Annotated in this window: 22 protein-coding genes; 10 read left to right on the forward strand and 12 right to left on the reverse strand. The window is 69.4% G+C overall.

The window, feature by feature from the left end; all coding sequences use genetic code 11:
- Positions 1–18 precede the first annotated feature (18 nt).
- From trxA to ABZV58_RS01935, 7 genes are all read right to left on the reverse strand, one after another.
- Positions 19–345, reverse strand: a complete 327-nt coding sequence (gene trxA, locus ABZV58_RS01905; protein WP_141808050.1) for a thioredoxin — start codon at positions 343–345, stop codon at positions 19–21.
- A 33-nt stretch (positions 346–378) separates the two neighbouring features.
- Positions 379–1395, reverse strand: coding sequence for a thioredoxin-disulfide reductase (trxB, locus tag ABZV58_RS01910; protein WP_354998299.1), 1017 nt, complete (start codon positions 1393–1395; stop codon positions 379–381).
- Positions 1396–1483: 88 nt separating this feature from the next.
- Positions 1484–2320, reverse strand: coding sequence for a hypothetical protein (locus tag ABZV58_RS01915; protein ID WP_354998300.1), 837 nt, complete (start codon positions 2318–2320; stop codon positions 1484–1486).
- A 120-nt stretch (positions 2321–2440) separates the two neighbouring features.
- Positions 2441–2989 carry an RNA polymerase sigma factor SigM gene (gene sigM / locus ABZV58_RS01920; RefSeq protein WP_067786414.1) on the reverse strand — a complete coding sequence of 183 codons (549 nt, stop codon included), beginning with the start codon at positions 2987–2989 and terminating at the stop codon, positions 2441–2443.
- A gap of 319 nt (positions 2990–3308) precedes the next feature.
- Positions 3309–7559, reverse strand: coding sequence for a lipid II flippase MurJ (locus ABZV58_RS01925; protein WP_354998301.1), 4251 nt, complete (start codon positions 7557–7559; stop codon positions 3309–3311).
- Positions 7560–7847: 288 nt separating this feature from the next.
- Positions 7848–10442, reverse strand: a complete 2595-nt coding sequence (locus ABZV58_RS01930) for a DUF6049 family protein (protein ID WP_354998302.1) — start codon at positions 10440–10442, stop codon at positions 7848–7850.
- The gene (locus tag ABZV58_RS01935; protein WP_067834794.1) at positions 10439–10975 is read right to left on the reverse strand and encodes an NUDIX hydrolase; all 537 of its coding nucleotides are present in this window, start codon (positions 10973–10975) and stop codon (positions 10439–10441) included. The genes ABZV58_RS01930 and ABZV58_RS01935 overlap by 4 nt, the downstream gene beginning before the upstream one ends.
- A 136-nt stretch (positions 10976–11111) precedes the next feature.
- On the opposite strand from ABZV58_RS01935, the gene ABZV58_RS01940 reads away from it, so the two are divergent.
- On the forward strand, positions 11112–12569 hold the full coding sequence (locus ABZV58_RS01940) for a CCA tRNA nucleotidyltransferase (RefSeq protein ID WP_354998303.1): 1458 nt from the start codon (positions 11112–11114) through the stop codon (positions 12567–12569).
- A 15-nt stretch (positions 12570–12584) separates the two neighbouring features.
- Here the strand turns inward: ABZV58_RS01940 and ABZV58_RS01945 are convergent, their stop codons facing one another.
- A complete protein-coding gene (locus tag ABZV58_RS01945; protein ID WP_354998304.1) occupies positions 12585–13400 on the reverse strand; it encodes a hypothetical protein in 816 nt (271 codons plus the stop codon).
- Between the two features lie 144 nt (positions 13401–13544).
- On the opposite strand from ABZV58_RS01945, the gene ABZV58_RS01950 reads away from it, so the two are divergent.
- Genes ABZV58_RS01950 through ABZV58_RS01960 form a run of 3 tightly spaced genes read left to right on the forward strand, consistent with a single transcriptional unit; the run spans position 13545 to position 15838 of the window.
- Positions 13545–14297, forward strand: a complete 753-nt coding sequence (locus ABZV58_RS01950) for a 5-oxoprolinase subunit PxpA (RefSeq protein ID WP_354998305.1) — start codon at positions 13545–13547, stop codon at positions 14295–14297.
- A gap of 12 nt (positions 14298–14309) precedes the next feature.
- Positions 14310–14987, forward strand: coding sequence for an allophanate hydrolase subunit 1 (locus ABZV58_RS01955; RefSeq protein ID WP_354998306.1), 678 nt, complete (start codon positions 14310–14312; stop codon positions 14985–14987).
- Entirely contained in the window at positions 14984–15838 is an 855-nt protein-coding gene (locus ABZV58_RS01960) for a biotin-dependent carboxyltransferase family protein (RefSeq protein WP_354998307.1), read from the forward strand. The genes ABZV58_RS01955 and ABZV58_RS01960 overlap by 4 nt, the downstream gene beginning before the upstream one ends.
- A 1-nt stretch (position 15839) precedes the next feature.
- Here ABZV58_RS01960 and ABZV58_RS01965 read toward each other — a convergent pair whose 3' ends face one another.
- Positions 15840–17471 (reverse strand): DUF4185 domain-containing protein, encoded by a 1632-nt coding sequence (locus ABZV58_RS01965; RefSeq protein ID WP_354998308.1) that lies wholly within the window; start codon positions 17469–17471, stop codon positions 15840–15842.
- 135 nt (positions 17472–17606) lie between these two features.
- On the opposite strand from ABZV58_RS01965, the gene ABZV58_RS01970 reads away from it, so the two are divergent.
- Complete coding sequence (locus ABZV58_RS01970; protein ID WP_354998309.1) at positions 17607–18227, forward strand: hypothetical protein; 621 nt, start codon at positions 17607–17609, stop codon at positions 18225–18227.
- 260 nt (positions 18228–18487) lie between these two features.
- Here ABZV58_RS01970 and ABZV58_RS01975 read toward each other — a convergent pair whose 3' ends face one another.
- Both ABZV58_RS01975 and ABZV58_RS01980 read right to left on the reverse strand, forming a co-directional pair.
- Positions 18488–19828: a hypothetical protein gene (locus ABZV58_RS01975; protein ID WP_354998998.1), complete on the reverse strand. Its 1341-nt coding sequence runs from the start codon at positions 19826–19828 to the stop codon at positions 18488–18490.
- 28 nt (positions 19829–19856) lie between these two features.
- Entirely contained in the window at positions 19857–20318 is a 462-nt protein-coding gene (locus tag ABZV58_RS01980; RefSeq protein ID WP_354998310.1) for an NUDIX domain-containing protein, read from the reverse strand.
- A 262-nt stretch (positions 20319–20580) separates the two neighbouring features.
- On the opposite strand from ABZV58_RS01980, the gene ABZV58_RS01985 reads away from it, so the two are divergent.
- Positions 20581–21357: a pirin family protein gene (locus ABZV58_RS01985; RefSeq protein WP_354998311.1), complete on the forward strand. Its 777-nt coding sequence runs from the start codon at positions 20581–20583 to the stop codon at positions 21355–21357.
- A gap of 129 nt (positions 21358–21486) precedes the next feature.
- Positions 21487–21978 (forward strand): DUF4190 domain-containing protein, encoded by a 492-nt coding sequence (locus tag ABZV58_RS01990; protein ID WP_354998312.1) that lies wholly within the window; start codon positions 21487–21489, stop codon positions 21976–21978.
- 6 nt (positions 21979–21984) lie between these two features.
- On the opposite strand, the gene ABZV58_RS01995 is transcribed toward ABZV58_RS01990, so the two are convergent.
- A complete protein-coding gene (locus ABZV58_RS01995; RefSeq protein ID WP_354998313.1) occupies positions 21985–22524 on the reverse strand; it encodes a hypothetical protein in 540 nt (179 codons plus the stop codon).
- 129 nt (positions 22525–22653) lie between these two features.
- On the opposite strand from ABZV58_RS01995, the gene ABZV58_RS02000 reads away from it, so the two are divergent.
- The 3 genes from ABZV58_RS02000 to ABZV58_RS02010 all read left to right on the forward strand — a co-directional run bounded on the left by ABZV58_RS02000 (position 22654) and on the right by ABZV58_RS02010 (position 26017).
- A complete protein-coding gene (locus ABZV58_RS02000; RefSeq protein WP_354998314.1) occupies positions 22654–23505 on the forward strand; it encodes a Scr1 family TA system antitoxin-like transcriptional regulator in 852 nt (283 codons plus the stop codon).
- Positions 23506–23515: 10 nt separating this feature from the next.
- On the forward strand, positions 23516–23890 hold the full coding sequence (locus ABZV58_RS02005; protein WP_354998315.1) for a DUF397 domain-containing protein: 375 nt from the start codon (positions 23516–23518) through the stop codon (positions 23888–23890).
- Positions 23891–23998: 108 nt separating this feature from the next.
- Positions 23999–26017, forward strand: coding sequence for a M13-type metalloendopeptidase (locus tag ABZV58_RS02010; RefSeq protein ID WP_354998316.1), 2019 nt, complete (start codon positions 23999–24001; stop codon positions 26015–26017).
- Positions 26018–26021 lie beyond the last annotated feature (4 nt).

Here is a 26021-nt window from a genome sequence, read left to right on the forward strand (position 1 = left end):
CGTCGTGGATTCGCGCCGTCAGATCACGTCTTCCAGTTCGCGCAGGAGGGCCGCTTTGCCCTTGGCGCCGACGATCTGTTTGACCGGCTTACCGCCGCGGAACAGCATCATAGTGGGCAGGGACAGGACCTGGTACTCGCGCGCCGTCTCCGGGTTGGCGTCCACGTCCAGCTTGGCGATGGTCAGCTTGTCCGCGTTCGCGGCGGCGATCTCCTCCAGCACGGGAGCGACCATCTTGCACGGACCGCACCAATCCGCCCAGAAGTCGACGAGCACGGGCTTCTCACTGAGCAGCACCTCGTCGGCGAAGGACTTGTCGGTCACGGTGACCGTGTTCTCGGACATGGGGTATCTCCTTGTGAATCCGGTAGAGCGAGATCAGTTGGCGTTCACGGCGACCGGCTGGCCCGCGGCGTCCAGGGTGTTCGCGGTGATGTCACCCTGTTCGGCCAGCCAGCGCTCGGCGTCGATCGCGGCGCGGCAGCCGGTGCCCGCGGCGGTGATGGCCTGGCGGTAGGTGTGGTCGACGAGGTCGCCCGCGGCGAAGACGCCGGGAACCTTCGTGGCCGTCGTCGGGTGCTCGACCTGCACGTAGCCTTCGTCGTCGAGCTCGACCTGGCCGCGCACCAGCTCGCTGCGCGGATCGTGGCCGATCGCCACGAACAGGCCGGTCGCGGCCAGCTCGGAGGTCTCGCCGGTGCGGGTGTCGCGCAGGGTGAGGCTGGTCACGGCGTTCTCACCGTGCACCTCGACCACCTCGGCGTTCAGCACGAACTTGATCTTCTCGTTGGCCTTGGCGCGCTCGAGCATGATGCGCGACGCACGGAATTCCTCGCGGCGGTGCACGATGGTGACGCTCGACGCGAACTTGGTGAGGAAGGTCGCTTCCTCCATCGCCGAGTCGCCGCCGCCGACCACCACGATGTCCTGGCCCTTGAAGAAGAAGCCGTCGCAGGTGGCACAGGCGCTCACGCCGCGGCCGAGCAGTCGCTGCTCCCCGGGCACGTTCAGGTAGCGGGCGGCCGAGCCCATGGCCAGGATGACCGCGTACGCCCGGTAGGTCTGATCGCCCACCGTGACCGTCTTGACCGGTCCGCTCAGGTCGATGGCGTCCACGTCCTCGGTGCGGATGTCGGCGCCGAAACGCTTGGCCTGCTCGCGCATCTCGTCCATCAGGTCCGGACCCATGATGCCGGCGCGGAAGCCGGGGAAGTTCTCGACCTCGGTGGTGGTCATCAGCGCGCCACCGAACTGGGTGCCCTCGAAGAGCAGCGGCTCGAGTTCGGCGCGGGCGGCGTAGACGGCTGCGGTATAGCCTGCGGGGCCGGAGCCGACGATGATCAGGTCGCGAACTGGCGTGGCCGTGTCGGTGGTTCGCTCGTGGAGCTCGCTCATGGGGCCCTTCCGAGAAGATCTGAGGGGGAACGTGACGGTCAACAACAGCCTAAACGCTGTTGTTCCCGCACCGGTGGGCCCGTGCTCGTCAGCCGATGTCGGTGACTTTGCGCACCTGCGGGTCACCCGTGGTGCAACCTGGGCCGACGACCAGCGCTGTGATCTTGCCCTGGGCGGTGCCGGTCAGCAGGATGAGCACCGCGTCCTTGCCCTGATACCGCATATTCATCGAGCCGAGAACGGCCCGGTCCAGCCCCGCCGCCGCGACACAGCGGGTGAGGGCGCCGCGGCTGCCGAGCGGTCCGGTGACGTCGTTGCGGCCGAGGGCGGCGAGCGCGGCCGTGGGGGTCAGGTCGTCGCCGATCTGATCGTTGGTCGGCGTCGGTTTCGCGGAGGTCGTCGCGTCACCGTCGCGGAGCATCTGGACGCCGATGCCGGTGCCCGCGATCACCGCGAGGACGGCGGCCGCGGCGGCGACCAAGCGCAGGCGTCTACTTCGCCGGTGAGCGAGCGATATCGGGGTCGCGATGCGTTCGGTCCGGTCCTCGGAAGCCGTTGGCTCGCTGCCGTTTCCGAGGACCCGTTGATCTCGGAGCGCCGCGTCCTCGTCGGATGCCGTGGCGTCGAGCCGATGCACGGTGGCGACTCGTTCGGTCGGCTCCTCGCCCAGCTCCAGTTCGGCGACGAAGGCCGCGAGCCGCTCGGAGACGTCCTCCGGCATCGAATGGACGACGCACTCGTCGGTGCGCAGGGTGCGCAGCCGCGTCGTCACCTCGTCCAGCGAGCGCAGGTAGCGCACCGCGTCGGAGTCGGCGCGGACGGCGGGCCACAGCTGCGCGCCGAGCTCGGGATCCACGTTGTCGGCATGCAGATCGGCGAGCAGTTCCGGCGAAAATGGAGGCTGCGGTACGGACCGGGTCGCCATCGCACCTCCAGTGGTCTCATCCGACGTAACTGTCTTGTCTGTCGCGGCCGCGCCGCGGGAACCCGCGGGCGCCATCTGTACATCGCTCAGGTGTTCGTCACTATTAATGACGCATCGCCACTACTTCCGGTTCCCCGGATCGCGGAGAAATTCCAAACGCTCTTGCAGGCGTTGTCGACCCCGAGCGCAGCGGCTCTTGATCGTCCCCTCCGGAACCCCCAGCATCGCCGCCGCCTCCGACACGCTATACCCCTCCAGGTCGATCGCTACCAGCGCGGTGCGCTGATCGGGCGGCAGCGAGAACAGCGCGCGGTCCACCACGATCGACATCTCGACCTCGGCGAACTCGTCCCGCTCGTCGCGCGGTTCGGGCAGCGTATCGGGCGACAGCGAGACCGCGCGACGAGTCTTGTTGCGGCGGATGCGATCCAGGCAGGCGTTCACCACGATCGCGTGGAGCCAGCTGCGCACCTCGGCCTCGGCGCGGAACGATCCCGCGGTGCGGTGCGCGGAGAGCAGCGCGTCCTGCAACGAGTCCGCGGCGTCCTCACGGGTGTAGGACGTGCGCAAGGCCGTCTGCCAGAGGTGATCGTTGTGCCTGCGTAGTAGTTCGGCGAAGGCGTGCCGCTCGCCGCGCGCGTGGGCGCTGAGCAGTTCCCGGTCGGACAGCTCGCCGGGCACGAACGAGCGCTCACGGGCCGCGACCCGCGAACTTCCCCCGCGGGAATCCTCGTTCAATTCCGACGACAAAACCAACCCCTTGGACGGCGCTCAACTCACGACAGCCCAAAAAGACCATCGCCGTAGATATTTCGCAGCATCCGGGATCGAAAAACCAGGTCCCGGGAAGCTCCCCTGCCGAGAGCGCGAGCCGATCATATCGGGACTGCCGAAGCGGCAGCAACAAGACCACGTGCGCGGGCTGCGGGCGGACTTCGTCCGACGGCGCCCAATCAAGAAGGGAGCGGGAGGAATTCGACGCGGGCGATCAGGGCGCGGCGTCGAACCGCAGATCGGCGATCGTCGTCTGGAACTGGTTTCCCGAGTTGCCGAGACCGGTGATCCAGACGAGCACGTAGCGCGCGGACTGGTCCGCGGTCACGGGGATTTCGGTGACTCCGTCGGCCAGCTGGGCGGCGCCGATCAGCTGGGTCTGGTCCAACGTCGGCGAATTCGTCGGCGAGGTACGGATTTCCACGGACGTACCGGGGCTCGGCGAGGTGATCGAGACGTTCGTCAGCTTCGCCGGGCTCGGCAGCGTGGCCAGCAGACCGACCCCCTTCTTGAGGGCCGGGAACTGCTGGAAGTACTGATCGGAGCGCCAGACGGTGGCCGGGTCGTCGTCCAGCACCGCGCCGACGCCGCTGACGTTGTCCGGGGTGCCCTCGGGCGAGAACACGGTCGCGTTGGTCACCGGGACGGGCACGCCGCCGGACGCAGGATTGCTCGGGACCGCTCCGGCTGGTGTCGTCGGCGAGACGGAACTGTTGGTGGTCAGACCGATGTTGCGTGATTCGTCGATCGGCGCGTCGGACGCCCCTGGCGCGAAAACACTGACCATCCACCAGATGACGATGCCGACCACGAGCGCGGCCAGAATACCGAGGCCGACCATGATCCACATCATCCGCTGCGACCGCTCGCGTTCGGCGGCGAGCAATTCCGGATCGGCGAGCGAATCGTCGGCGTTCGGCGGCTGCGCGCGCTGGCCGAGGCGGAGCACCGGGATGAAGTCGGTCTTCTGGTCGACGACCGAGGCCTGCTCCAGCACGTGCTGGACGGTCGCCGCGGTCCGCACGCCCTTGTTCGACTCCAGCGAGCGCACCGCGACCGCGGAGATCTCGAAGGGCACCTCGGGCCGAATCTGCCTCGGCTCCACCGGCGTTCCGTCCGGACCGAAGTCGGCGAGACGCAGCCCGCCGACGGTGGCCGCGGTGCCGGTCAGGCCGCCGGAGCGGATCGGCCAGCGCGCGGTGATGAGCGCGTAGAGCATGGCGCCGAGGCCGCGCACGTCGGACTGGGCGTCGGAATCGCCGAGCGTGCCGGGGAAGGCCAGCACGGCGTCACCGGAGGCGCTGATGCGCACGCGGTCGGGATGGTCGATGGACAGCGAACCGCCGCCGCGGTGGGCCAATTCGGCCGCCGAGGCGAGCGCCCGGATCGCGCGGGCCGCGCCGATCGGCGAGGGCACCGTCTCGGCCATCTCGCGCAGCGAGCGACCGGGCGTCCACTCGGCGACCACGATGCCGCCGGAGCTGCCGCGCACCACGTCCAGAACGCGGGCCAGACCGGGCGAATTGATGCGGCCGAGCCGCAGGGTGCGCGACAGGATGGCCTGCGGACCGTCGTGGCCGGAGTTGTCGGTGGCCTTCTGGTCGGCGTCGACGAAGGTGAGCGCGACCTCGCGGTCGAGTTTGATGTCGAGGGCCTGCCAGAACTTGAGCCCGCGCGCGCCGCCGTGGCTGGCGAGCAGACGGTACCGACCGCCCGCGACCGACGCGCCCGGAATCAGCTTGGGGCCGCGCGGAGTTCGACGCGCACCCGTCGCTTCCGTTCCGGCGGGCGGCAGCTGCGGAATGGGGATCATTCCGGTGTCGTACATCGGGTCGCGCGGCGGCGCCTGATGCTGGGTCTCGCGCGGGCCGTGGCCGTCGGCGGAGGGCGGGCTGTCGGGTCCCTGGTGCGGATGCTGGGGGTCCGACGGGTTCTCCGCGGCGGGCGGGTGGTCGGTGGACAGGCCGCCGGCCTTGGTCGCAGAAGGATCGGCGGCTGGGACGCCGCCCACCGCCGCGTCGTCGCTCACCCTCATTCCTCCTTCGCCCTGATATGTCGAAGTTCCGGCGAACTCGCCACTTGTGCTTCTCTGCCGAACAGGGTACGGGAACTCACCCCGCCCGGTGCGGTCAACAGCATCCGGTCTGATCACGGGCAAGACCATCGTGGCCTGCGAGTCCAGGTAGGGGTCGAAGCCCGAGTACATGTACGGATCGGGCCTGCGGAACACCTGCGTGGCGTACTCGTCCTCGACCGGTCCGTCGAGGTCGAGATCCGGTGCGGGCGGCGTGATGCCGAGGCGCCGGGAAATGGCCACGGTGATGGCGACGATCTCCGGAATGCCCGCGAGCCGCATGAGCCCGAACGCCGTCGCGAACATGACGATCGCCGTGATGATCACGCGGATCAGCGAGCCGGGACCGCCCATGGACTCCGACAGCCGCTCGAGGCCGAGCACCTTGTCCACGATCAGCATCACCGCGCCGCCCGCGACCGAGGCGAGCACGACCCGGGTGACGGTGCGCCCGACGTTGGCCATCCGCAGGTCGCCGAGACTTTGGTGCAGCAGGTAGCCGCCGATGATGGCGCCCGCGGTGAACCCGAGGCCGTTCGCGACGCCGAGCACGATGACGACCTGATCGCTGTTGTCGGCGATGAACGGCGCCAGCGCCGACAGGGCGATCTTGACGGCGGTGATGCCGAGAATGATCCAGGTCGGCGTCCACGCTTGCTCCCGCGCGTAGAACACCCGGAGGTGGATCAGCACGAGGGCGTAGGGAATCAGCGCGAAGGCCGACCAGCTGACGGCGTAGCCGAGCCGTTCGGCGTCGCCGGTGAATCGCGCGTACCCGAACAGCGCCTCGCCCAGCTGCGGCCCGGCGAGCGTCAGGAAGGTGACGACGGGGAAGAGGGCGATCATGGTCAGGCGGGTCGCGACGGACAGGTCGTCGACGACGGCCGGGGTGTCGCCCTCGGCCGCGTTGCGACTCAGGCGCGGCATGATCGCGGTGAGCACCGTGACGCCGAGGACGCCGTAGGGCAGCTGGAGCAGCAGCCAGGCCAGCGAATAGATGGCCGGGCCCGCCTCGTCCGCGGTCGAGGCGACGTGGTTGGCGAAGACCAGGCCGACCTGGCTGATCAGCACGTACAGGATGATGGCCGCGCCCATCATGCCGAACTGCTTGAGCCGGGTGTCGACACCCCAGAGCGGGCGCAGGTCGATCCCCTCGCGGCGGATCGCGGGCAGCAGGGCGGCCGCCTGGGTGAACACGCCGAGCGTGACGCCGACGCCGAGGACGAGCAGCTTCGGATCGCTCATCGACACCGGGTCGAGCGTGATCTCACCGGGCGTCACCGCGTAGAGGCCGAGCACCGCCAGCATGACGATGTTGTTCAGCACGGGCGCCCACGCACCGGGTTTGAACACCTGGCGGGTGTTCAATATCGCGGTGAACAGCGCCGACATGCCGTAGAAGAGGATCGCGGGCAGCAGCAAGAAGGTCAGCGCCGTGGTCAGCTGGGTGTTGACCTTGCCGTCGGCGGACACGAAGACGTGCGTCGCCAGCAGCGGCGCGGCGGCCGTCGCCAGCAGTGTCGCGCCCATCAGCACCACGAAGGCGGCGGTGACCAGACGCCGGACGAAGGCCGCCCCGCCGTCGGGGTCCTCCTTCTCCGCGCGCACCAGCGTCGGAACCACCATCGCGGTCAGCACCGCGCCGAGCACCAGCTCGGTGATCATGTTCGGGATCAGGCTCGCCGAGGTGAACGCACTGGCGATCGCCGGGCCGAGCACCGCGGCGAGCAGCAGCTGTTTGCCGAAACCGGTGATGCGGCTGATCAGAGTCGCGATCGCGATCGAGCCGGAGTCCCTGAGCAGCCGGGAGTTCGTGCTCTCCTTGGTCTCGGTCGGCTCCGGCTCGGCCTCGGTGACGGCCCACTCCTGGGTGCGCGGCCGATTGGCGGGCGGCGGCGTGTCGTTCACCGCGGCCGCGGGTCGGCCACGCAGCGGTGCGGGGTTCGGCTGCTGTGGCGCGTACTTGGGCGGCGGCGCGAACCGCTGCGGCGGCGCGGGGGTACGTGGGATCGGCTCGCCTTGGCCGTGCGGCGCCCTGGGCGGCGCCTGCCTGCCCTCTGCCGGTGCCGGAGGACGCTGTGTCGGCGGCGGCGGGGCCGATGGCATCGGCGGTACGGGGCGCCCGGGCGGCGCGGGACGCGGCCCGCCGGATTGCGGCGGATACTGGCGCTGACCGGGATGCGGCGCGGAGCCGGGCCGCTGCGGCGGCACGGGCGGACGACCGCCAGGTCCGCGCTGCGCGGGCATGGGGCCGGACTGGCCGGGAAGCGGTCCGCGCTGGGCGGGCATCGGGCCCGAGGGCGGCGCCGTCCGACCGCCCTGCGGCGGTCCGGAGGGGCGGCTGACCCGAGGCACCCTCGGGTACTCGCCGTAGGGGTCCCGGTGCGTCATGCCGGGATCCTCCTGCGGTTCGCTCTGCGGCCGCATCCCCCGTTCCCAAGGCGCGGCGGGCGCCCGGCGGGCAGGCGGCCCGTCAGGTCGTTCATCAGGTCGAGGCCGATGAGCGGATAAATCATCGTCGCTCATCATGCCTCCTGTGTCGTACCGGACCTGCGCATCCGGCATGCCCGATCGGCGTTTCGCCCATCGAGCCTCCCCCGTCGTGCTGGTACCCGCCCGCGCTCCGAAGCGGGCGCGGACATCCACCGATTGTCCCGCACGGTGAGGGCATCGGATCGATCATCCCTCATCGTGCCCCTGTCCCTCTTCACGCAGCACTCGCATGCGCGCCCGACGGTACCTGTTGACCCGACGCCGGATGCCGGGGTCGAAACCCTCGTCGGCGGGATCGGGCTCGCCCCGGAAGCGCCGCCACAGCCGACGCCCGGCCAACAGGAACAGCAGCAGTCCGGCACATGCCGTAATTATGGCCAAGGCTTGGCCGTAGGCGTTCGAACGCACCGAGACCGAAGTGGCGTTGCCGAGCGCGACACCGTCGGGCGTGGCGAGCGAGATCGGAATCACCAGGTTGCGGCTGTCGCTGACCTCGGTCGGTATCTGGAACGACCGGGTGCCCTTCGGCGGCAGCTGCTGTTCGCCGATGTCGGTGATGTTCGTCTCGGCCGGCGCCTCGATGCGGAACCTGATGCGGATCGCGACCGGCAGATCGTTGCGCGCGACCAGCAGCAACGGGCTCTGTTCCGAGGCCAGCGTGTACACACCGCCCGGCGGAAGCACCGTCACCGACCGGTACAGGTTGTTCATCGTGCGCGTCGTCTGGTCCAGCCGCCGCTGCGCGAAGGTGTCCGGCTGGGTGGCATTGCCGGTGCGGCGATCGGAGAGCGAGAGCACCCGGATCAGGTCGTCGCGCAGCGGGGTGAGGAACTGGCGCGGCGTCGGCTCGATCTCCGGCACGTCGACGAGGGCTCGCATCAGCTCGGTGATCCGGTGGCCCTGCTCGCGCGTCGGCAGGACGAACCGCGCGGGCACCGCGTCCTCGGCGGCCTGCGGCAGGTAGTCGAGTTCGTAAGGCTGCGGGTCCGGTGGCAGCGCGAGCAGGTCCGCGAACGGGCGCGGCGTCGCGAGATTGCTCTTGACCAGCAGGTCCAGCTGCCGCAGCAGCGCGGCGGCCTCGTCCCGGTTGGCGCCCCACTGCTGCGGCGGGACCAGCAGCAGCGAACGCGGTTTGCCCGGTTCCGGGTGCAGCGCGCTCCACGAGACCGCGCCCAACGCGTCCTGCAGGCGGGCGGCGCGCGAGTCGTTGGTCACGTCATAGCGCACCCGGTCCGGTGTGAACGAGGGCGTCGGCGGATTCGAGCCGACCGCGGCGAGCGCCGTCGCCGACCAGATGTCGAAGGTCGCCGCGTGCAGCGCGGGGTCGGGCTTCGCTGGAGCGGGCCGCGCGGCGGGCGGCGCGGAAGGATCGGCGGGTGGAGGTGCTTGCTCGGGCGTCGGCGCGGTGACTCCCGGCAACCGGATCATCTCCGGCGCCGCCGTTTCCGGAGCGTCCGTCGTGATCGCGGATCCGCGACTGCTGCTGAAATCCACCGCATCGGCCTGGCCGACCGGGACCGCGGCCGTGTCGGCGAGCACGGCGGTGCCGAAACCATGGCCGCGCAACAACGTTGCGCCGCTCACGTCGATACTGCCGGAATCGGGCAGGCTGACGCCGCGCAGCGAGCGGGTGGCCAGGATCGAATCGATGATCTCCGCGGGCGCGTCCAACGCGCGGGCGGACAGTTCGGGATCGTTCACCGCCGCCAGCGCGTTCACGTCCACCTGGGCGAACGGCAACGCCACCGTGCACACCGACGAGGCGAGCGCGCGCAACCGGTCCAGCCAGACTTGCGCGTGTTCGGCGCCGGTGCCCTCCCTGGTCGCGCCGTCCGGATCGGACGGGCTGGCGAGGACGCGGTAGCCCCTGGTCATCGCCTGCACGGTGAGCAGCAGATCAGGGTCGACGGCGACGCACACCGCCGAGGCCAGCCCGCGTTCCCGGTTCGGCCCGGTGCCGAGCGCCGACTCCAGCGCGCCGAGCAGCTGTTCCAGCCGACCGCCCTTGCCGAGCGACGCCGCGAGTTCGTCGTCGGTCAGCTCGACGTTCCCGTTCACCGAACCCGGCATACCGGCCACCAGCCGCGGCCGGTCGGCCAACGGCCACAGCAACGTGGTCGCCACCGGCGCGTCGGTCGGCGCGTGCACCGGCTCGGGCGCGTCCGGCCCGGCGGGCGGCAGACCGAGCACCGGCAGCAGGAACCTGGCGTCGTCCAGCCGCGCCTGGCTGCCGTAGGCGGGCTCGCCGTTGACGTTCAACAGCAGCGGATACACGCCGGGCTCATCGATCTGCAACGACGTGTCGCCGCCGGAGCGCAGCGGAATGCTCAACGTGAACTGCTTGCGCTGGCCGGGACTGAGCCGCTCGACCACATCCTCGAACGGACCGGTCAGCTCGTAGTTGACCTGATCCAGCCGCAACGCCGAACGCAACCCGCTCGGCGCCGACACCATGGAGGCCCGCTGAATGCGGACGCTGATGTCGTCGACGACGCGGTCGCCGATATTGGTCACCGTGCCGGAGACGGTGAGCAGCGGATCACTCGTGGTGGTCACCGCCGAGGGCGTCACCGAATCCAGCGACAACTTCAAGAATTTGGGCGTCGTCGAGTTGTTCGACCCGGTCGGCTGCGCGTCCGCCGGAACCGCGAGCAACACCGGCATGGCCGTCACCGAACCGATCAGGGTCAGGACCGCCACGATGACCCGGAACAGGCCTACCCGTTGCCCGGCCACCACCCCCCACGGAATCGCAGTGCGATGCCGAAAAGTCTGGGTCATCGCTTGCCGGTCTCCATCCGGTCGATCAACCGGTTCGCGACCTCGGCCAAGCGTCGCTCGTCGGCGTAGGCCAACCGAGAATCCAGCTCGCTCAACGGAACCCACGCGACCTGGGTGACCTCCACGTCGGCATCGGACAACTCACCGCCGACGGAACGCAAAAGATAATGATGCACGGTCTTGTGTACCCGGCGGCCCTCGGTGACGAACCAGTAATCGATACTGCCCAACTCGGCCACCACCACGCCGTGGATGCCGGTCTCCTCGGCCACCTCACGGATCGCGGTCTGCTCCGCCGTCTCGCCTTCCTCGATATGACCCTTCGGCAACGACCACAGCAACCGGCCGCGACGATCGGTGCGACCGATCAAGGCGGCGCTGCGTTTATCGCTCGGTCCGTCCAGACCGTCCACGACCAATCCCCCCGCGGAAGTCTCCCGTACCGTGCGCATACGCGGTTTCGCCGCGTTGGCCGCCGAACCGCGGCGCCGAGGCTGGCGGCGTCGACTGTTCGCGCGATCGGCCGGAGACACCAAGCAATCCTACTGTGTTGGATTTGCCGCCCTGGCGCGCACGGCACGCACCACGCCAGCGCCTTGCCCGAATTCCGCTTTTCCCGCCTCGGTAAGCTGCTGCTTCGTGGTTTCGTCCAAGTCCGAGGATGCGCAAGTGACCGATCCAGCCCCGTTGCCTTCCGAGGATCGGCGTACCCGGTTGCTTGCCGCGGCGGCGGTCACCCTCGGCGGACTCGCCGATGTGCTGACGCCGCTGGGTGAACTGTTCGCGGCGCGCGGGCACGAGCTGTATCTGGTCGGTGGCAGCGTGCGCGACGCGGTGCTCGGGCGGCTCGGCACCGATCTGGACTTCACCACCAGCGCGCGACCCGAGCAGGTACAGGAGCTGATGCGCGGGTGGGCCGATCACCTGTGGGACACCGGCGGGCTGGCGTTCGGCACGGTCAGCGCGGCCAAGGACGATCAGCAGCTGGAGATCACCACCTTCCGCAGTGACACCTACGACCGGGTCTCGCGCAATCCCGAGGTCACCTTCGGCGACAACCTGGAAGGCGACTTGGTGCGCCGCGATTTCACCGTCAACGCGATGGCGGTCAAGATCGCCGCGGATGGTTCGCTGGAGTTCGTCGATCCGCTCGGCGGCATGGATGCCCTGCTGGCCGGAGTGCTGGATACCCCTGCGGCGCCCGAGGATTCGTTCCACGACGATCCGCTGCGCATGCTGCGGGCCGCCCGCTTCGTCTCCCAGCTCGGTTTCGAACTCGCCCCGCGGGTGCGCACGGCCATCGAGGCGATGGCCGAGGAGATCGATCGCATCACCGCCGAACGGGTGCGCGCCGAACTGGACAAGCTGATCGGTGGCGCGCATCCGATCGACGGCATCAACGTGATGTGCGAGACCGGTCTGGCGCAGCGGGTGCTGCCCGAGGTGCCCGCCATGAAGCTGGAGATCGACGAGCACCACCAGCACAAGGACGTCTACTGGCACTCGCTGACCGTGCTCCAGCAGGCCATCGATCTGGAGGACGGCGACCCGGACCTGGTGCTGCGCTGGGCCGCGCTGCTGCACGACATCGGCAAGCCGGACACCAAGCGCAACGAGCCGGGCGGCGGCGTCAGTTTCCACCACCACGAGGTGGTCGGCGCCAAGATGGTGCGCAGGCGGATGCGCGCGCTGAAGTACCCGAAGCAGTTCACCGAGGACGTCGCCCGGCTGGTCTTCCTGCACCTGCGTTTCCACGGCTACGGCAAGGGTCAGTGGACCGATTCCGCGGTGCGCCGTTACGTCACCGACGGCGCCGAGCTGCTGCCCAGGCTGCACAAGCTGGTGCGCGCGGACTGCACCACCCGCAACAAGCGCCGCGCCGCCGCCTTGCGCGCCACCTACGACGACCTCGAGGCCCGCATCGAGCGACTCCAGCAGGAGGAGGACCTCGCCAAGGTCCGCCCCGACCTGGACGGCAACGCGATCATGGAACTGCTCGGCCTGCGGCCGGGTCCCGAGGTCGGCAAGGCTTGGCGCTACCTCAAGGAGCTGCGCCTCGATCGCGGCCCGATGACCCGCGACGAAGCCGAGGCGGCGCTGTTGGAATGGTGGAAGACGCAGAGCTGAAAGGGTTTTCCGCGCTCAGAAGACGATGAGCGTGGTACCCGCGACGATGGCGTCGCGAATCTGCGCGAGATCGAACGAGCCGGTCGTCTCGGGCAGGTCGACCCGGAACCGGACCAGGTCGCCGTCTCGGGTCGCCTGCGCGATGCGCGCGTGCCGCGGCAGGTTCTCCAGCAGGATCGCTGGCGCGGTGATCATCCGCCGCGGTATCCGGAGGCCGAGCCAGTTCGCCCGGTGGATCTCGATGGTGAGCAGGTTGTTCTCGACCGCGACGTCGACCAGCGCGGTCAGCTTGCGTCTTCGGTGCTCGGCCCGGATCAGCCCGCTCTCGTGCACACTCAGCCGCCAGTCCAGCGGCTGGGTGTTCAGCCAGCCGACCAGGGACGCCGTGGTGACGGTGCCCTCCAGGTCCAGCTGGGCGGCTCGCAACTTGGTGGGAACCCCGGGGATCAGCCGCACACCGTGCGCGATCACCGTGACCGCCTCGATCGGATGCTCGTCCCAGCTCAGCCGGGACAACACCGTCTTGGTCTGGAAGTGCGCCCCGCGCCTGCGCACCTTCAGCACCTGCAGTGTCGCGTTCACCTCGTGGCCGAGCAGTGTGGCGTGCACCTCTTGACCGCCGAACCGGCTCAGAATGCCTTCGCTGAGCACCGTCATCAGCACGTCCGGCATCAGCGCGGTGACGGTGCCGGAGCCGAGGTCCACCACGGGATCCACCCACGAGGTGGTCGTCGCGATCCACTGCTCCAGCCAGGACTGGTCGAAGAGGCGCTTGCCGAAGTCGACGGCCCGCAGCGGTGACCATGACTTCGGATCGAAATACGTGGCCATGATGCTCCGAGAGTACTTGCCGCCGAGCGGTGCGACCATCCGCGCGGGCGGGCGCCGCGAGCCGGTCTGCCGATTCTTTGTCTCGTGCGGCGCGCGAGGACGAGAATGTCACGGGCACGCAGGTTGGACGGCGGGAGGACACCGATGGCGCTGGATCTGAACAGCGATCTCGGCGAGGGCTTCGGCCCGTGGACGATGGGCGACGACGCGGCGATGCTCGACATCGTGACCAGCGCCAACATCGCCTGCGGGTTCCACGCGGGCGATCCGTCGATCATGCGGGCCACCTGCGCGACGGCGGTGCGCAAGGGTGTGCGGATCGGCGCGCACGTCGGGTACCGGGATCTGGCCGGTTTCGGCAGGCGCGCGATCGCGGTCACGCCCGCCGAGCTGCGCGACGAGGTGCTGTATCAGATCGGGGCGCTCGACGCCTTCGCGAAGGCCGCGGGCGACCGGGTCCGCTACGTCAAGCCGCACGGCGCCCTCTATCACGCGGCCGCGGCGGATCGGGAGCTGGCCGAGGCGCTGCTGACCACGATGACGGAGTACGACACGGAGCTCGCGCTGCTCGGCCCGTCCGGGACCGAACTCGAGGCAGCCGCTACCGAGGCGAAGGTCCGGTTCGTCGGCGAGGGCTTCGCCGACCGCGCGTACACGCCGACCGGCCTGCTCGCGCCGCGCGGACTGCCCGGCGCGGTGCTGCACGCCGACGAGGCGGTCACCCAGGCGATTTCGATCGCGGCGACGGGCAAGGCGCGGACCGTCGATGGCGGTGAGGTCCCGGTGTCCGCCGCCAGCCTGTGCGTGCACGGTGACACTCCCGCCGCGGTGGAGATGGCGCGGCGGATTCGCGCCGCGCTCGCGGAATCGGGTGTGCCGGTCGCGTCGTTCGGGTAATCGGAGCGCCATATGAGAGATCCGAAATCGCCCTGGCAGCAATATATTCGCGCGGCCGGAGACCGGGCGCTGCTCGTCACGCCCGATGAACCCGCTCGCGCCGCCGGATTGGCCGACGCTCTGCGCGTCAGCGCGCCGAAGGGCGTGCAAGACGTGCTGCCCGCCGCGGAAACCGTTCTGGTGACCCTGGCTTCCGCCGACGCCGCCGAGTCGGTGCGCCGCGAGATCTGCGCCATGCTGGAAAGCCTCCAGCAACAGGATGATTCGGCCGATGTTTCCCGTGGAACATTGCCGCACAACGTCTCTCCCGAGCCGCTGGTAGTCCCGGTGCGTTATGACGGCACGGACCTGGCCGATGTCGCCGAGTTGCTCGACATGACCGAGGACGAAGTGATCGCCGCGCACACCGGCACGGTGTGGCGCTGCGCGTTCGTCGGATTCGCACCGGGTTTCGGTTATCTCGAGTCCCCCGACGGGAGACTCACGGTGCCGCGCAGGGATACCGCCCGCACGTCCATACCGGCCGGTGCGGTCGCGCTCGCGGGCGGCTTCTCGGCGGTCTATCCGCGCAGTACGCCCGGCGGGTGGCGGTTGATCGGCCGCACCGATCTGACGATGTGGGACGTCGACCGCGATCCGCCCGCGCTGATCAGGGCGGGCGGGCTGGTTCGTTTCGAGGTGGCCGAATGATGCTCGTCGAGTGGGTCGGTCCGCTGGCCACCATCCAGGACCTCGGCCGCCCCGGCTGGTTCGATTCCGGCGTCGGGGTCTCGGGCGCGGCCGACCGTGCGTCGTTGCGGCTGGCCAATCGCCTGGTCGGCAATCCGGAGGACGCCGCGGCGATCGAGGTACTGCTCGGCGGGCTGGTGCTGCGCGCGGAGCGGCACCACACCGTCGCGGTCGCGGGCGCGCCCGCCCAAGCGGTGCTGGACGGCGTCCCGGTCGGCCACGCCAGCGTGCTGGAAATCGAAGAGGGACAGACCCTTCGGCTCGGATTCGCGGCGAACGGGTTGCGTTGCTACGTCGCCGTGCGCGGCGGCGTCGACGTCGCGCCGGTGCTCGGCTCGCGCAGCCGCGACACGCTGTCCGGCATCGGACCGGAACCGCTGCGCGCGGGCGATCGGCTGCCGATCGGGCCGGTTCCGCGCGAGCTGCCGCTCGTCGACGTCGCGCCGGTCGACGCGCCACCCGGCGGACTCGTCACGGTGCGCGCGCTGCTCGGCCCGCGTGACGACTGGTTCGAGGACGCCGCAGCGCTTTTCGCGGCCGAGTGGGCCGTCTCCCCCGACACCGACCGCGTCGGCGCCCGCATCGACCGCGTCGGCGGACCGCCGCTGCGTCGGCGGATCACCGGTGAATTGCGCACGGAGGGTATGGCACTCGGCTCGGTTCAGGTGCCGCCGAGCGGCCAGCCGGTGATCTTTCTCGCCGACCACCCCGTCACCGGCGGCTACCCGGTGATCGCGGTGGTACTCGATGCCGACGTCGACGCGGTGGCGCAGGCCAGACCCGGTCAGCGACTGCGGTTTCTGCGGGGCTGAATCACTTCGGTGTGCCGAGGTCGGCGCGCATCAGGTAGACGTTGTAGGTGTCCCAGGCCGAGATGGTGAAGTACAAATCCCGGCTCGAGGACCACGGGTGGATGAAACCGCCGTAGGCCTTCGGGTAGTCCGAGGTGTTCACCAGCGGCACCGTGTCGGTCCAGATGCCCTGCGGTGCGGCGGCTTCGCGCAGCACGATGGCGCCCTGCGCCGAATCCAGATACACCATCTGCCACTTCTCGGTGGCCTCGTCGTAGCGCACCGACACCTCGCTCGCGATGCCGAGGAACAGTGGCGTCGCGTGGTTTTCGATCACCGGGGCCCAAACGCCGTTCACCCAGTACTGGTAGGCGGTCTTGTTGAGCACCTGGTTCTTCGGAACCCTGGCCAAGCCGACCACGCCGACCCGGCCGTTGGGCGTGCCGAACATGTAGACGTAGTCGCCCTGCGGAACCATGGCCGCGACCTGGAAGCGGCCCGTGCCGAAGAGATTGTCCCACCTGGCGTGCTGATCCTTGGTCCAGGTGCTGCCGTTGTCGTCGGAGTAGGCGATGCCGCCGTAGTTGGTGAACCACATGCCGGGCACGCGGCTCCACCTGTTCACCGACATGTAGCTCAGGTACTGGCGCTTCCCGATCGCGAACCCGGAGGTCGGGATGACGGTGGTCTCCCAGTTCTTGATCTTGCGGCTGCTCAGGATCTCCGCCGCGTGGCAGCGGCTGTCCTGCACCATGGTGTCGATGGTGAGGCCGTCGGAGAGGTCGCGGTCGGTGCTGTAGCCGAGCACGTTGCTTCGCCAGTCCGGGCCGCCAGCGCCACCGGTCACCCAGCCCTCGCCGAAGGTGTCGCCGAAGACGACGGCGACCTCGCCCGGCTTGGTCTCCCACATGAAGCCGAGGTCGGTGCCGTCGACCTGCCAGCGCATATCGGTGCGGTTGTTCGACCCGTGCCCGGTGACCTGGCCGACCAGCTCGGTCTTGCGCACCCGCGGCGCGACGACGGCCTCGGCGACCGGTCCCGGTTCGATCGGGTGCACGACCGGCGGCGGCGCGGGCTGCGGCTCGTCGCCGGGACCGCCGGGCACCGGAATCGGGATCGGCTCGATCTCGGGACGGAACTCGATGCGCGGCAACTGGATTTCGCCCTCGCCGGAACCGCTGCCCGAACCCGAACCACTGCCGGAGTCCGCACTGCCGGAGCCGGAACCGCTGCCGGAACTCGATCCGGTGCCGCCGGGAGCGGGAGCCTCGGGCGTCTCCGGGTCCGCCGCTTCGATATCCGGCTTCGGGGTGTCCCGGATGTCGGGGCACGGGTTGTGGCACGGATCCTCGGGCAGCGGCTCCGGGACGATCCTGGTCTTGTCCTGCGGCGGGTCCGGCACCGGAACCGGCGTGATCTCCGGGATCGGCACGGGGATGTCGATCTGCGGCGGCACCACGATCGGCGGTGGCGGCGGCAGGCTCGGATCGGGCTCGCGGGCCAGCGGATCGAATCCTGTTTCGCCGCAGAGATTCACCGGCGGCGGCGCCCACGGGTGCGGTGCGGCCTGCGCGGGCGCCGGGACCGAGAGCACACCCGCGAGCAACACACCGAAGAGCGCTGGGGACTCCAGCTTCCTCGGTATCGCTCCCATACCTGTTGACTCCCTGGTCGAATCGGTCGCAGCGTGATCAACTTACCGGAACCGAGGGCCTGCGGCCGGGCGCCGTGCGGTGCCAATCGCCAATCGCGAGGGAACCGGATCAGGGCCGGTCGCGTCCAAGCAGATATGAACGACATCGAGTACGGCTTCGGGACGGGCGACGGCGCCGTCCACGTCTGGTCGTCACCCGCCGATCTCGACCTGGCCCGCACCGGCACGGCCGACGCCATTCAGCTGGATTTCGACGGCGACGGTATCGCCGACGACGCGCTGTGGGATTCGCACGGCACCGGCATCGCCGACGTCGCCGCGCTGGACCTGGACGACGACGGGGTGCTCGACCACTTCTATACCGACCCCACCGACCTCGGCACCTGGAACCACCAGATCACCGGTTCGGCCGCCGACGCGGGCAGCGAACCGCTCGACTGGATCGTGCGCACCGGCCCGGATCCGCTCACCGCCCCGCAGAATGCCGCCGCCCCGGTCGTCACCGAAGCGCTGGCCGACTACCCGATTCCACCGGCGCCGACCGCTCACGGCGGCACGTTGGATCATCCCGGGCCGGGGCATCCGCCTCCGCTCGAGCAGACGACTCCGCCCAATCTCCCCGAGCAACCGCACGATTCGGCACCGCTCGCCGAGCACCCGCTCTGGTCCGACCGCCCAGCCCGACCGGCCGCGGTCCCGCTGGCCACGGAGAGCACGCCGATCACCGAACCACCCGCGACGACACACGAGCTCTGATCGGTGCGGGGCCGCTCCACGGGCGCCTCGGCCAGCACGTTCGCAGAACGCGCCGATCGCTCCTTGTCGGTGCCGCGCAACCGCCCGGAAGCCGAATCGGCCGGACCCAAGACGGGCGGGCCCGCGCGTCCAGTTGGCGGCGCCGCCTGCCCACAAGGTCCTGAAGCTCGAGCGTGCGCCAGGCCGCTGGCAGACCGGCCAAGCCATCTCGGATCGAGCGGAGTAGCGGTGACCCGCGTCCGCACGCGAGCCCGGCAGTCTTATCCCCGGGCCCGCCGCCTGCTGTTCAACGCGATCGCGAGAATCCCCACCCCGTACCCGACCGCGCCCGCGACCACCACCGGCAGCGATCGCCCGTCGTCCGGGACCACCAGCGCGGCCAGTGCGATGGCCAGGACGAACGCGATGTTGAAGACCGTGTCCTGGAGGGCGAACACCTGCCCGCGCCTGGCGTCATCGATATCTATCTGCATGGTGGCGTCGCCGGTGAGTTTGATCGTCTGCCCGGCCAGCCCGAACAGGAAGGCGCCCACGAGCAGTAGTTGATACGCGCGCTGGGCCGCCGGTCCCGCCTCGGCGACGGCGATCGGCGTCACCAAGGTCAGCTGCACGATCATCGCGGCGACGAGCCCGGCGACGACCGTGCGCGAACGGCCGAACCGCGCGATCACCAGCGGCGCGACGACAGCGGCGACCAGCATGCCGCCCGCCGTCGCGGCGATCGCCACACCGAACCCGATCAGGCCGCTGCTCAGACCGGAGCCCTCGGGAGCCTGCCGCAACACCAGCACCATGATCAGCGTGTTCGCGCCGAACACCACGCGGTGCGTGCCGATGCCGACCATCGCCGTGGTCACCGAGACCGACTGCCACACCGCCCGCGCGCCGGTGCGCAACCCGGTGAGGATCGCGTGCACGGTCCCCTCGTGGACCGCACTGCCGTCCTCCGGGCCGAGCACGCCGTGCCGGAACCCGGCCGCGAGCAACGCGCCGAGCACCGAACCCACTCCGCTCATCGCGACGGCGACGGCGGAAGCGAAATCACCCGCCCCGATTCCTCCGATGACAGCCACCGCGATCGCCGCGCCCGCGCCGGCGCACCCGGAGGCGACGGTGGCGAGCACCGAGTTCATCGGCACCAGCCACTGCTGCGCGAGCACCCTCGGCAACGCCGCCGAGACGCCCGCCATCACGAACCTGCTGATGCCGACCACGGCAAGCGCCAGCAACAGCAGCGGCGGCTCGGCGATCCCGGCGACCAGCCCGACGCTCGTCACGCCGATCAGCACGCCGCGCAGCACGTTCGCCACCAGCAGCACCGCGCGCCGGTCCCAGCGGTCCAGCAGCGCACCGGCATAGGGTCCGATCAGCGAATACGGCAGCAGCAGGACGGCGAAGCCCGCGGCGATGGCCAGCGGATCGGTCTCGCGCTCGGGGTTGAACAGAATCGCCCCCGAGAGCGCGGCCTGGAACATCCCGTCGCCGAACTGTCCGGCGAAGCGCACGATCGCCAACCGCAGCACGCCGGGACTCTCGCGCAGCGCCGTGCGCAACGAAACGCGCGGCGCGTCGGCGGGCGGGCTGTTCTCTTGGCGACCGATCGACACCGCCTTGATTGTGCCCTGTTCCTCAGCCCGAGCTGACCAGGGAACTGACCGCCGCCCGCATATCCGTCGTCATCGGAAGTTCGTCGAGCGCGCTCGCGTCGATCCAGGCGAAGGCGTCGTGTTCGCCCGGCGCGAGCGCCACCTCGCCCGGCTCCACCTCCACCAGGAAGCTGAACTTGCGCACCCGCGGCTTGGTGCGGGTGGCGTAATCGATGCCGCCGAGGAACTCGGTGATGCTGCGCACCCGCAGCCCGGTCTCCTCGAACAGCTCCCGCGCCACGCACTCGGCGAAGGTCTCCCCCGATTCCACGCCGCCGCCCGGCAGTTCGTACATGCCCCCGTGATAGTCGTCGGGCACCCGCCGGACCACGAGCAGTTTCCGGTCGCGGAAGACCGCGACACCGACCACGAAGTCGCTGATGCCGTCGCGGCGCGCCTCGGTGCGGAGCTGTCGCTCGATGCGATCGAGCGCTTCCGGTCGCATTCGGCTCTCACCTCCGATTCCGTTGGTGCGCTTAGTATTTCGAACTCGGTGCCGTCGGGAAGGGGCTCCGTCGCCGGTAACCCTACGTGTCCCGTCCCCGCTTCACCGCACCGGTAGGTATTGCTCGCCTGCCGTTCACCCGCTGGTCGCTCGCGTAAAATGCCGAGTGCAGGACAATTTACTAGGAATCAGGAGTACCGCGACCTCGAGTGCTCCTACCCTGAAAGGTGATCGGTGCACGGTCGGAGAGAGGAGGACCCTGATGTCCACACTCACGACGCCGCACATCGATATCCACCGTGGCGGCGACCGCATGAAAACGCGGGTGTCCTGGTTGGATTCGAAGCATTCGTTCTCCTTCGGTGAGCACTACGACCCGGAGAACACCCATCACGGCCTGCTGCTGGTGAACAACGAGGACATCGTGCTGCCCGGGCAGGGTTTCGACACCCACCCGCACCGGGACATGGAGATCGTCACCTGGGTGCTCGGCGGCAGCCTCGTGCACCAGGACTCTCTCGGCCACAGTGGCGTCATCTACCCCGGCCTCGCCCAGCGGATGAGCGCGGGCACCGGCATCCTGCATTCGGAGAAGAACGACTCCTGGCGGCTGGACGACAGCGCCGAGCACCAGGAGCCCGTGCATTTCGTGCAGATGTGGGTGGTGCCCGACGAACCGGGCCTGACCCCCGGCTACCAGCAGCTGGAAATCGATGACGAGCTGGCGGGCGGCGGTCTGGTCACGGTGGCCTCCGGCCTGCCGCGCTACCGCGACCGCGCCGCGATCGCCATCAACAGCAGCCACTCCGCGCTGCACGTGGCCCGCATGCCCGGTGCGGAACCGCAGGTGATCGACCTGCCCGACGCGCCGTACCTGCACCTGTTCGTCGCCCGCGGCGAGGTGGAGATGGAGGGCGTCGGCCCGCTGTACGAGGGCGACGCCGTGCGGCTGACGCGCAGCGGCGGTCAGCGGATCACCGCGCACGGTCCGGCGGAGGTTCTGGTCTGGGAGATGCACGCGCGACTCGGCGGGCAATGAGCGGTCCACCGTACGGTTTGTCCTATTAACATCCGAGCGTAGGGAGCGCGATCAGTAGGCGACCGCCGCGCAGCGCACCCGCGAGACCCGCCAGCGAGTTCCCCAGCGGCACCGACTGAGAGGAAGTCCATGTCGCAATATCCCCCGCCCGGCCAATACCCGCCGCCCGGGCAGTATCCGCCGCCACCCGGCGGATATCCGCCGCCGGGGCAGGGCGCCTACTGGCAGGAATCGCCGAAGGGCAAGGGCCTGGCCATCACCGCGTTGGTGCTCGGCATCCTGGCGCTGCTCACCTTCTGGTCCATCCTCGGCGGCGTCCTGTTCGGGCTGTTCGGACTCATCTTCGGCATCATCGCGTTCGTCAAGGCGCGCAAGGGAACCGCGGGCGGCACCGGCATGGCCGTCACCGGTCTGATCTTGAGCGTGCTCGCGCTGATCGGCGCGATCCTCATCGCCATCGTCGGCTGGAGTTTCTTCGTCGATTCCGGCGGCAAGGATTTCATCGACTGCCTGGACAAGGCGGGCAACGATCAGGCCAAGATCGACGAGTGCGAGCGGAAGTGGAACCAGAACATCGAGGACCGCTTCAGCGTCACGCTGACGCCGCGGCCGACGCCGTAGCCGAACTCACTTGTCTTTGGACGGGATCGCCGCGGTCCTGGTAGCGGCGATCACCTCGGGTAGCTCCGGTCGGTAGTCCATATCCGGCCGCGCGACCCAGGTGCGGTAGCCGCTGTGTTCGTCGGCGGGCGAGGGCAGCACGATCGTGCTGCCCGGCAGGGCGACCGAGGCGCAGACCCGGAACAGGTCCGCGAAGAGTGCCATGTCCAGGTAGGAGTTGTCGGTCGGCCCGGTCAGGAAGGTCCAGCGGCCGGAACGCGGATGCGCGATGATCGGTCCGCCGCGTCGCCCGCCCGCGGTGAGCAGCGCGCGCACTTCGGCGCCGAGCGAGGCGGGCATCACGACCGCGCCGACGGCGCCGACCTCGAGCATGATGCGGCCCAGCGCCGGATCGACCACGGCGTAGAGACCGTTGTCCTTGCGGTAGTGGCGGCAGCGCGCGAACGCGTCCTGGGTGGCCGAGTACTCCTGGGCCGCGTGTGATGGCGAGGCGTCCGGTGTCCCGAGGGGGCCGTGACTGCCTGATTCGGTGCGGAACGTGCTCATGACGAACCTCGCCTCGATGCGTAGTGAACGTGACGGGTGAATCGGCCGCTGGTGTCGACCCTAGTCCTGGGCAATCAGGTTGACAATAGTCACACGCTGGCGTGTTGCCCAGGCGTAGCATCGCGTGTCATGGCACCCGTCTCGCCTACTGTCGCGCGTTGGGAACTGGTGCTGCGCCTTCGCGAACTGCGCGAGCAGCGCGGTTTCGACTCCGCGACCTTCGCCAAGCGGGTCGGCTTCACCCCGGCGAACTGGTCGCACGTGGAGAAGGGCAGGCGCGTGCTCACCGGCAACACCATCGGTCCCGTGCTCGAACTGCTGGAAGTCACCGCCGAGGAGCGCACCGAGCTGCTCGCCCTGCTGGACGCGAGCAAGCAGCGCGGCTGGTGGGCCAAGTCCTCCGCGCTGATCGGTCCCGAGCTGCAGCGGCTGTACGGAATGGAGCACGGAGCGCAGAGCATTCGCAGCTACGACAGCCTCATCGTGCCGGGTTTGCTGCAGACCGAGGCCTACGCTCGCGCGCTCATCAGCGCCGACGTGATGATCCGTCCGGTGCAGGTCGAACAGCTGGTGTCCATCCGCATGCGTCGGCAGGATCGGTTGCGCGGACCGGACGGCGTAGAACTCACCGCCGTCATCGGTGAGGCCGCGCTGTTGCAGCAGACCGGCGGCCCCGCGGTGCTGCACGGTCAGCTCGAGCACCTGGCCAAGCTGATCGAAGAGCTGGACACCGTCGAGGTGCGCGTCATCCCGTTCGCCGCGACCGCGGGCGCCACCCTCGGCGGTTGCAGCTTCCACCTGCTCGATTTCGCCGGCGTGCAGTTGCCGACCTTCGGCTGGGCCGAGAGCGCGGTGTTCGGCGGCGCGGTCGACGACCCCGATCTGGTGCGCGATCTGAGCTTCGCCTACCTGCGCGCGCTGGAGCAATCGCTGACCCGTGACGAGTCATTGGCCCTGATCAGGCGGCACGCGCTCGGGTAAAATCCTGCCCATGGCCACCACCGCTTGCCCGCCGGGCTCCACCGGCTGGTTCACGTCGACCCGATCGAACAACGGCAATCAATGCGTCGAGGTCAGGTTCGATGGTGATGCGGTGCTCATCCGTGACAGCAAATACCGCCGCAACCCGGCCAACCGCCCCGCCGAAGAGCCCATCATCACCGTCACCGCGAGCGCATGGACCTCGTTCCTGACCTTGCTCACCAGTGGACGACCGCACACCGATCTGGTCGTTCACACCGCCGCGGACGGCACCACCACGCTCCGCCACGGCGACGTCGCCCTCACCTACACCCCCGAAGAGTGGGAAGCCTTCCTCGCCGGCGCGCATGACGGCGAGTTCGACCGCATCATCCTCCCCGCCTGACCGCCCACCCCGGTCGCCCGCGCGGCCGGGGTTCACTCTGCGTGAACTCGCCGCAGCCCCCGCCACGATCACCTCGCGACACCGCGTCCACTCGGCATACTGGAGATCGTGACTTCCGAACCGATCAGCCCGTCCGGCCTGGACCTGTCCCACCTCGACGACGCCGTGCGCGTGCAGGACGACCTGTTCGCGCATGTCAACGGCAAATGGCTGGACGAATATCGGATTCCGGCCGACCGCGCGGTCGACGGCGCGTTCCGCGCGCTGTACGACCAGGCCGAGCTGGACGTTCAGGCCATCATCCAGAATGCCGCCGCCGCGGGCGCCGAGCCGGGCAGCGACGCGCGCAAGATCGGCGACCTGTACTCCAGCTTCATGGACACCGAGACCGTCGCCGCCGCCGGGCTCACGCCGATCTCCGCCGAACTCGCCGCCGTGCACGATGTCGCCGACCGCGGCGCCTTCGCGGCGCTGCTCGGGCGGCTTCAGCGCACCGGTGTCGGCGGCGCGGTCGCCCTTTACGTCGACACCGACGACAAGGACTCCACCCGTTACCTGGTGCACGCCACCCAGTCCGGCATCGGCCTGCCCGACGAGTCCTATTACCGCCAGGACGAATTCGCCGAGATCCGTACCAAGTACATCGCGCACATCGGCCGCATGTTCGCGCTCGCCGCCGCCGATCCGCGCATCGCCGCGCTGCTGCCCGAGGACTTGGACTCGATCGGGCAGCGGGTCTTCGAACTGGAGCGCAAGCTGGCCGCGGGCCACTGGGACGTAGTTCGCCGCCGGGATGCCGAACGCAGCTACAACCTCGTCACGTTCGACGCGCTGGTCGCCGAGAACCCCGAATTCGATTGGCAGGCCTGGGCTTCGGCGCTTGCCGAGGGCGTCGACAAGCCGGTCGCGGAATTGTTCGCCGAGGTGGTGGCGCGCCAGCCTTCCTACCTGCGCACCTTCGCGCAGACCTGGGCCGAGGCGGATCTCGCCGACTGGCGCGCGTGGGCGGCGTGGCGTGTGCTGCGTTCGCGCGCGGCGTATCTCACCGAAGAACTGGTCGAGGAGAACTTCGACTTCTACGGCCGCACGCTCACGGGCGCCCAGGAGAACCGGGAGCGCTGGAAGCGCGGTGTGTCCCTGGTTCAGGAACTGCTCGGCGAGGCGGTCGGCAAACTGTATGTGGCCGAGCACTTTCCGCCGGAGGCCAAGGCCAGGATGGTCGAGCTGGTCGCCAATCTCCAGGAGGCCTACCGCCGCAACATCTCCGAGCTGGCGTGGATGGGTCCGGACACCAGGAAGGCCGCGCTGGCCAAACTGGAGAAGTTCACCCCGAAGATCGGCTACCCGGAGCGCTGGCGCGACTACTCCGCCGTGGTCATCGATCCCGCGGACCTGGTCGGCAACTACCGCAGCGGCTACGCGGCCGAGCACGATCGCGAACTGAACAAGCTCGGCGGACCGGTCGACCGGGCCGAGTGGTTCATGACCCCGCAGACGGTCAACGCCTACTACAACCCGGGCATGAACGAGATCGTCTTCCCCGCGGCGATTCTGCAGCCGCCGTTCTTCGACATGAACGCCGACGACGCGGCCAACTACGGCGGCATCGGCGCGGTGATCGGTCACGAGATCGGCCACGGCTTCGACGATCAGGGCGCCAAGTACGACGGCGACGGCAACATGATCGACTGGTGGACCGACGCCGACCGCGCCGAATTCGCCAAGCGCACCAAGGCGTTGATCGACCAGTACAACGTGCTCTCCCCGAAGGAGCTGTCCGACGAGCACACCGTCAACGGCGAATTCACCATCGGCGAGAACATCGGCGATCTCGGTGGGCTCTCCATCGCCCTCGAGGCGTACAAGATCTCGCTGAAGGGCGCCGAGCCCTCGGTCATCGACGGACTCACCGGACTTCAGCGCGTCTTCTACGGCTGGGCCCAGGTCTGGCGAACCAAGGCCCGCACCGAGGAGGCCATCCGCCGCCTCGCCGTCGATCCGCACTCGCCGCCCGAATTCCGGTGCAACGCCGTCGTCCGCAATATCGACAGCTTCCACGAAGCCTTCGACGTCCGCCCCGGCGACGCTCTCTACCTCGAGCCCGCCGAACGCGTGAAGATCTGGTAGCGCC

Origin of the sequence: Nocardia sp. NPDC004654, assembly GCF_040609595.1 — a bacterium.
GTDB lineage: Bacteria > Actinomycetota > Actinomycetes > Mycobacteriales > Mycobacteriaceae > Nocardia.

Coding starts and splice junctions, on each gene's coding strand:
- ABZV58_RS02000 (WP_354998314.1), top strand. CDS start 22,654: ATGGCACCCGTCTCGCCTACTGTCGCGCGTTGGGAACTGGTGCTGCGC.
- ABZV58_RS01990 (WP_354998312.1), top strand. CDS start 21,487: ATGTCGCAATATCCCCCGCCCGGCCAATACCCGCCGCCCGGGCAGTAT.
- ABZV58_RS01945 (WP_354998304.1), bottom strand. CDS start 13,400: ATGGCCACGTATTTCGATCCGAAGTCATGGTCACCGCTGCGGGCCGTC.
- ABZV58_RS01980 (WP_354998310.1), bottom strand. CDS start 20,318: ATGCGACCGGAAGCGCTCGATCGCATCGAGCGACAGCTCCGCACCGAG.
- ABZV58_RS01925 (WP_354998301.1), bottom strand. CDS start 7,559: ATGACGCACCGGGACCCCTACGGCGAGTACCCGAGGGTGCCTCGGGTC.
- trxB (WP_354998299.1), bottom strand. CDS start 1,395: ATGAGCGAGCTCCACGAGCGAACCACCGACACGGCCACGCCAGTTCGC.
- ABZV58_RS01965 (WP_354998308.1), bottom strand. CDS start 17,471: ATGGGAGCGATACCGAGGAAGCTGGAGTCCCCAGCGCTCTTCGGTGTG.
- ABZV58_RS01950 (WP_354998305.1), top strand. CDS start 13,545: ATGGCGCTGGATCTGAACAGCGATCTCGGCGAGGGCTTCGGCCCGTGG.
- ABZV58_RS01915 (WP_354998300.1), bottom strand. CDS start 2,320: ATGGCGACCCGGTCCGTACCGCAGCCTCCATTTTCGCCGGAACTGCTC.
- ABZV58_RS01985 (WP_354998311.1), top strand. CDS start 20,581: ATGTCCACACTCACGACGCCGCACATCGATATCCACCGTGGCGGCGAC.
- ABZV58_RS01970 (WP_354998309.1), top strand. CDS start 17,607: ATGAACGACATCGAGTACGGCTTCGGGACGGGCGACGGCGCCGTCCAC.
- ABZV58_RS01960 (WP_354998307.1), top strand. CDS start 14,984: ATGATGCTCGTCGAGTGGGTCGGTCCGCTGGCCACCATCCAGGACCTC.
- trxA (WP_141808050.1), bottom strand. CDS start 345: ATGTCCGAGAACACGGTCACCGTGACCGACAAGTCCTTCGCCGACGAG.
- ABZV58_RS01930 (WP_354998302.1), bottom strand. CDS start 10,442: ATGACCCAGACTTTTCGGCATCGCACTGCGATTCCGTGGGGGGTGGTG.
- ABZV58_RS01955 (WP_354998306.1), top strand. CDS start 14,310: ATGAGAGATCCGAAATCGCCCTGGCAGCAATATATTCGCGCGGCCGGA.
- ABZV58_RS02005 (WP_354998315.1), top strand. CDS start 23,516: ATGGCCACCACCGCTTGCCCGCCGGGCTCCACCGGCTGGTTCACGTCG.
- ABZV58_RS01995 (WP_354998313.1), bottom strand. CDS start 22,524: ATGAGCACGTTCCGCACCGAATCAGGCAGTCACGGCCCCCTCGGGACA.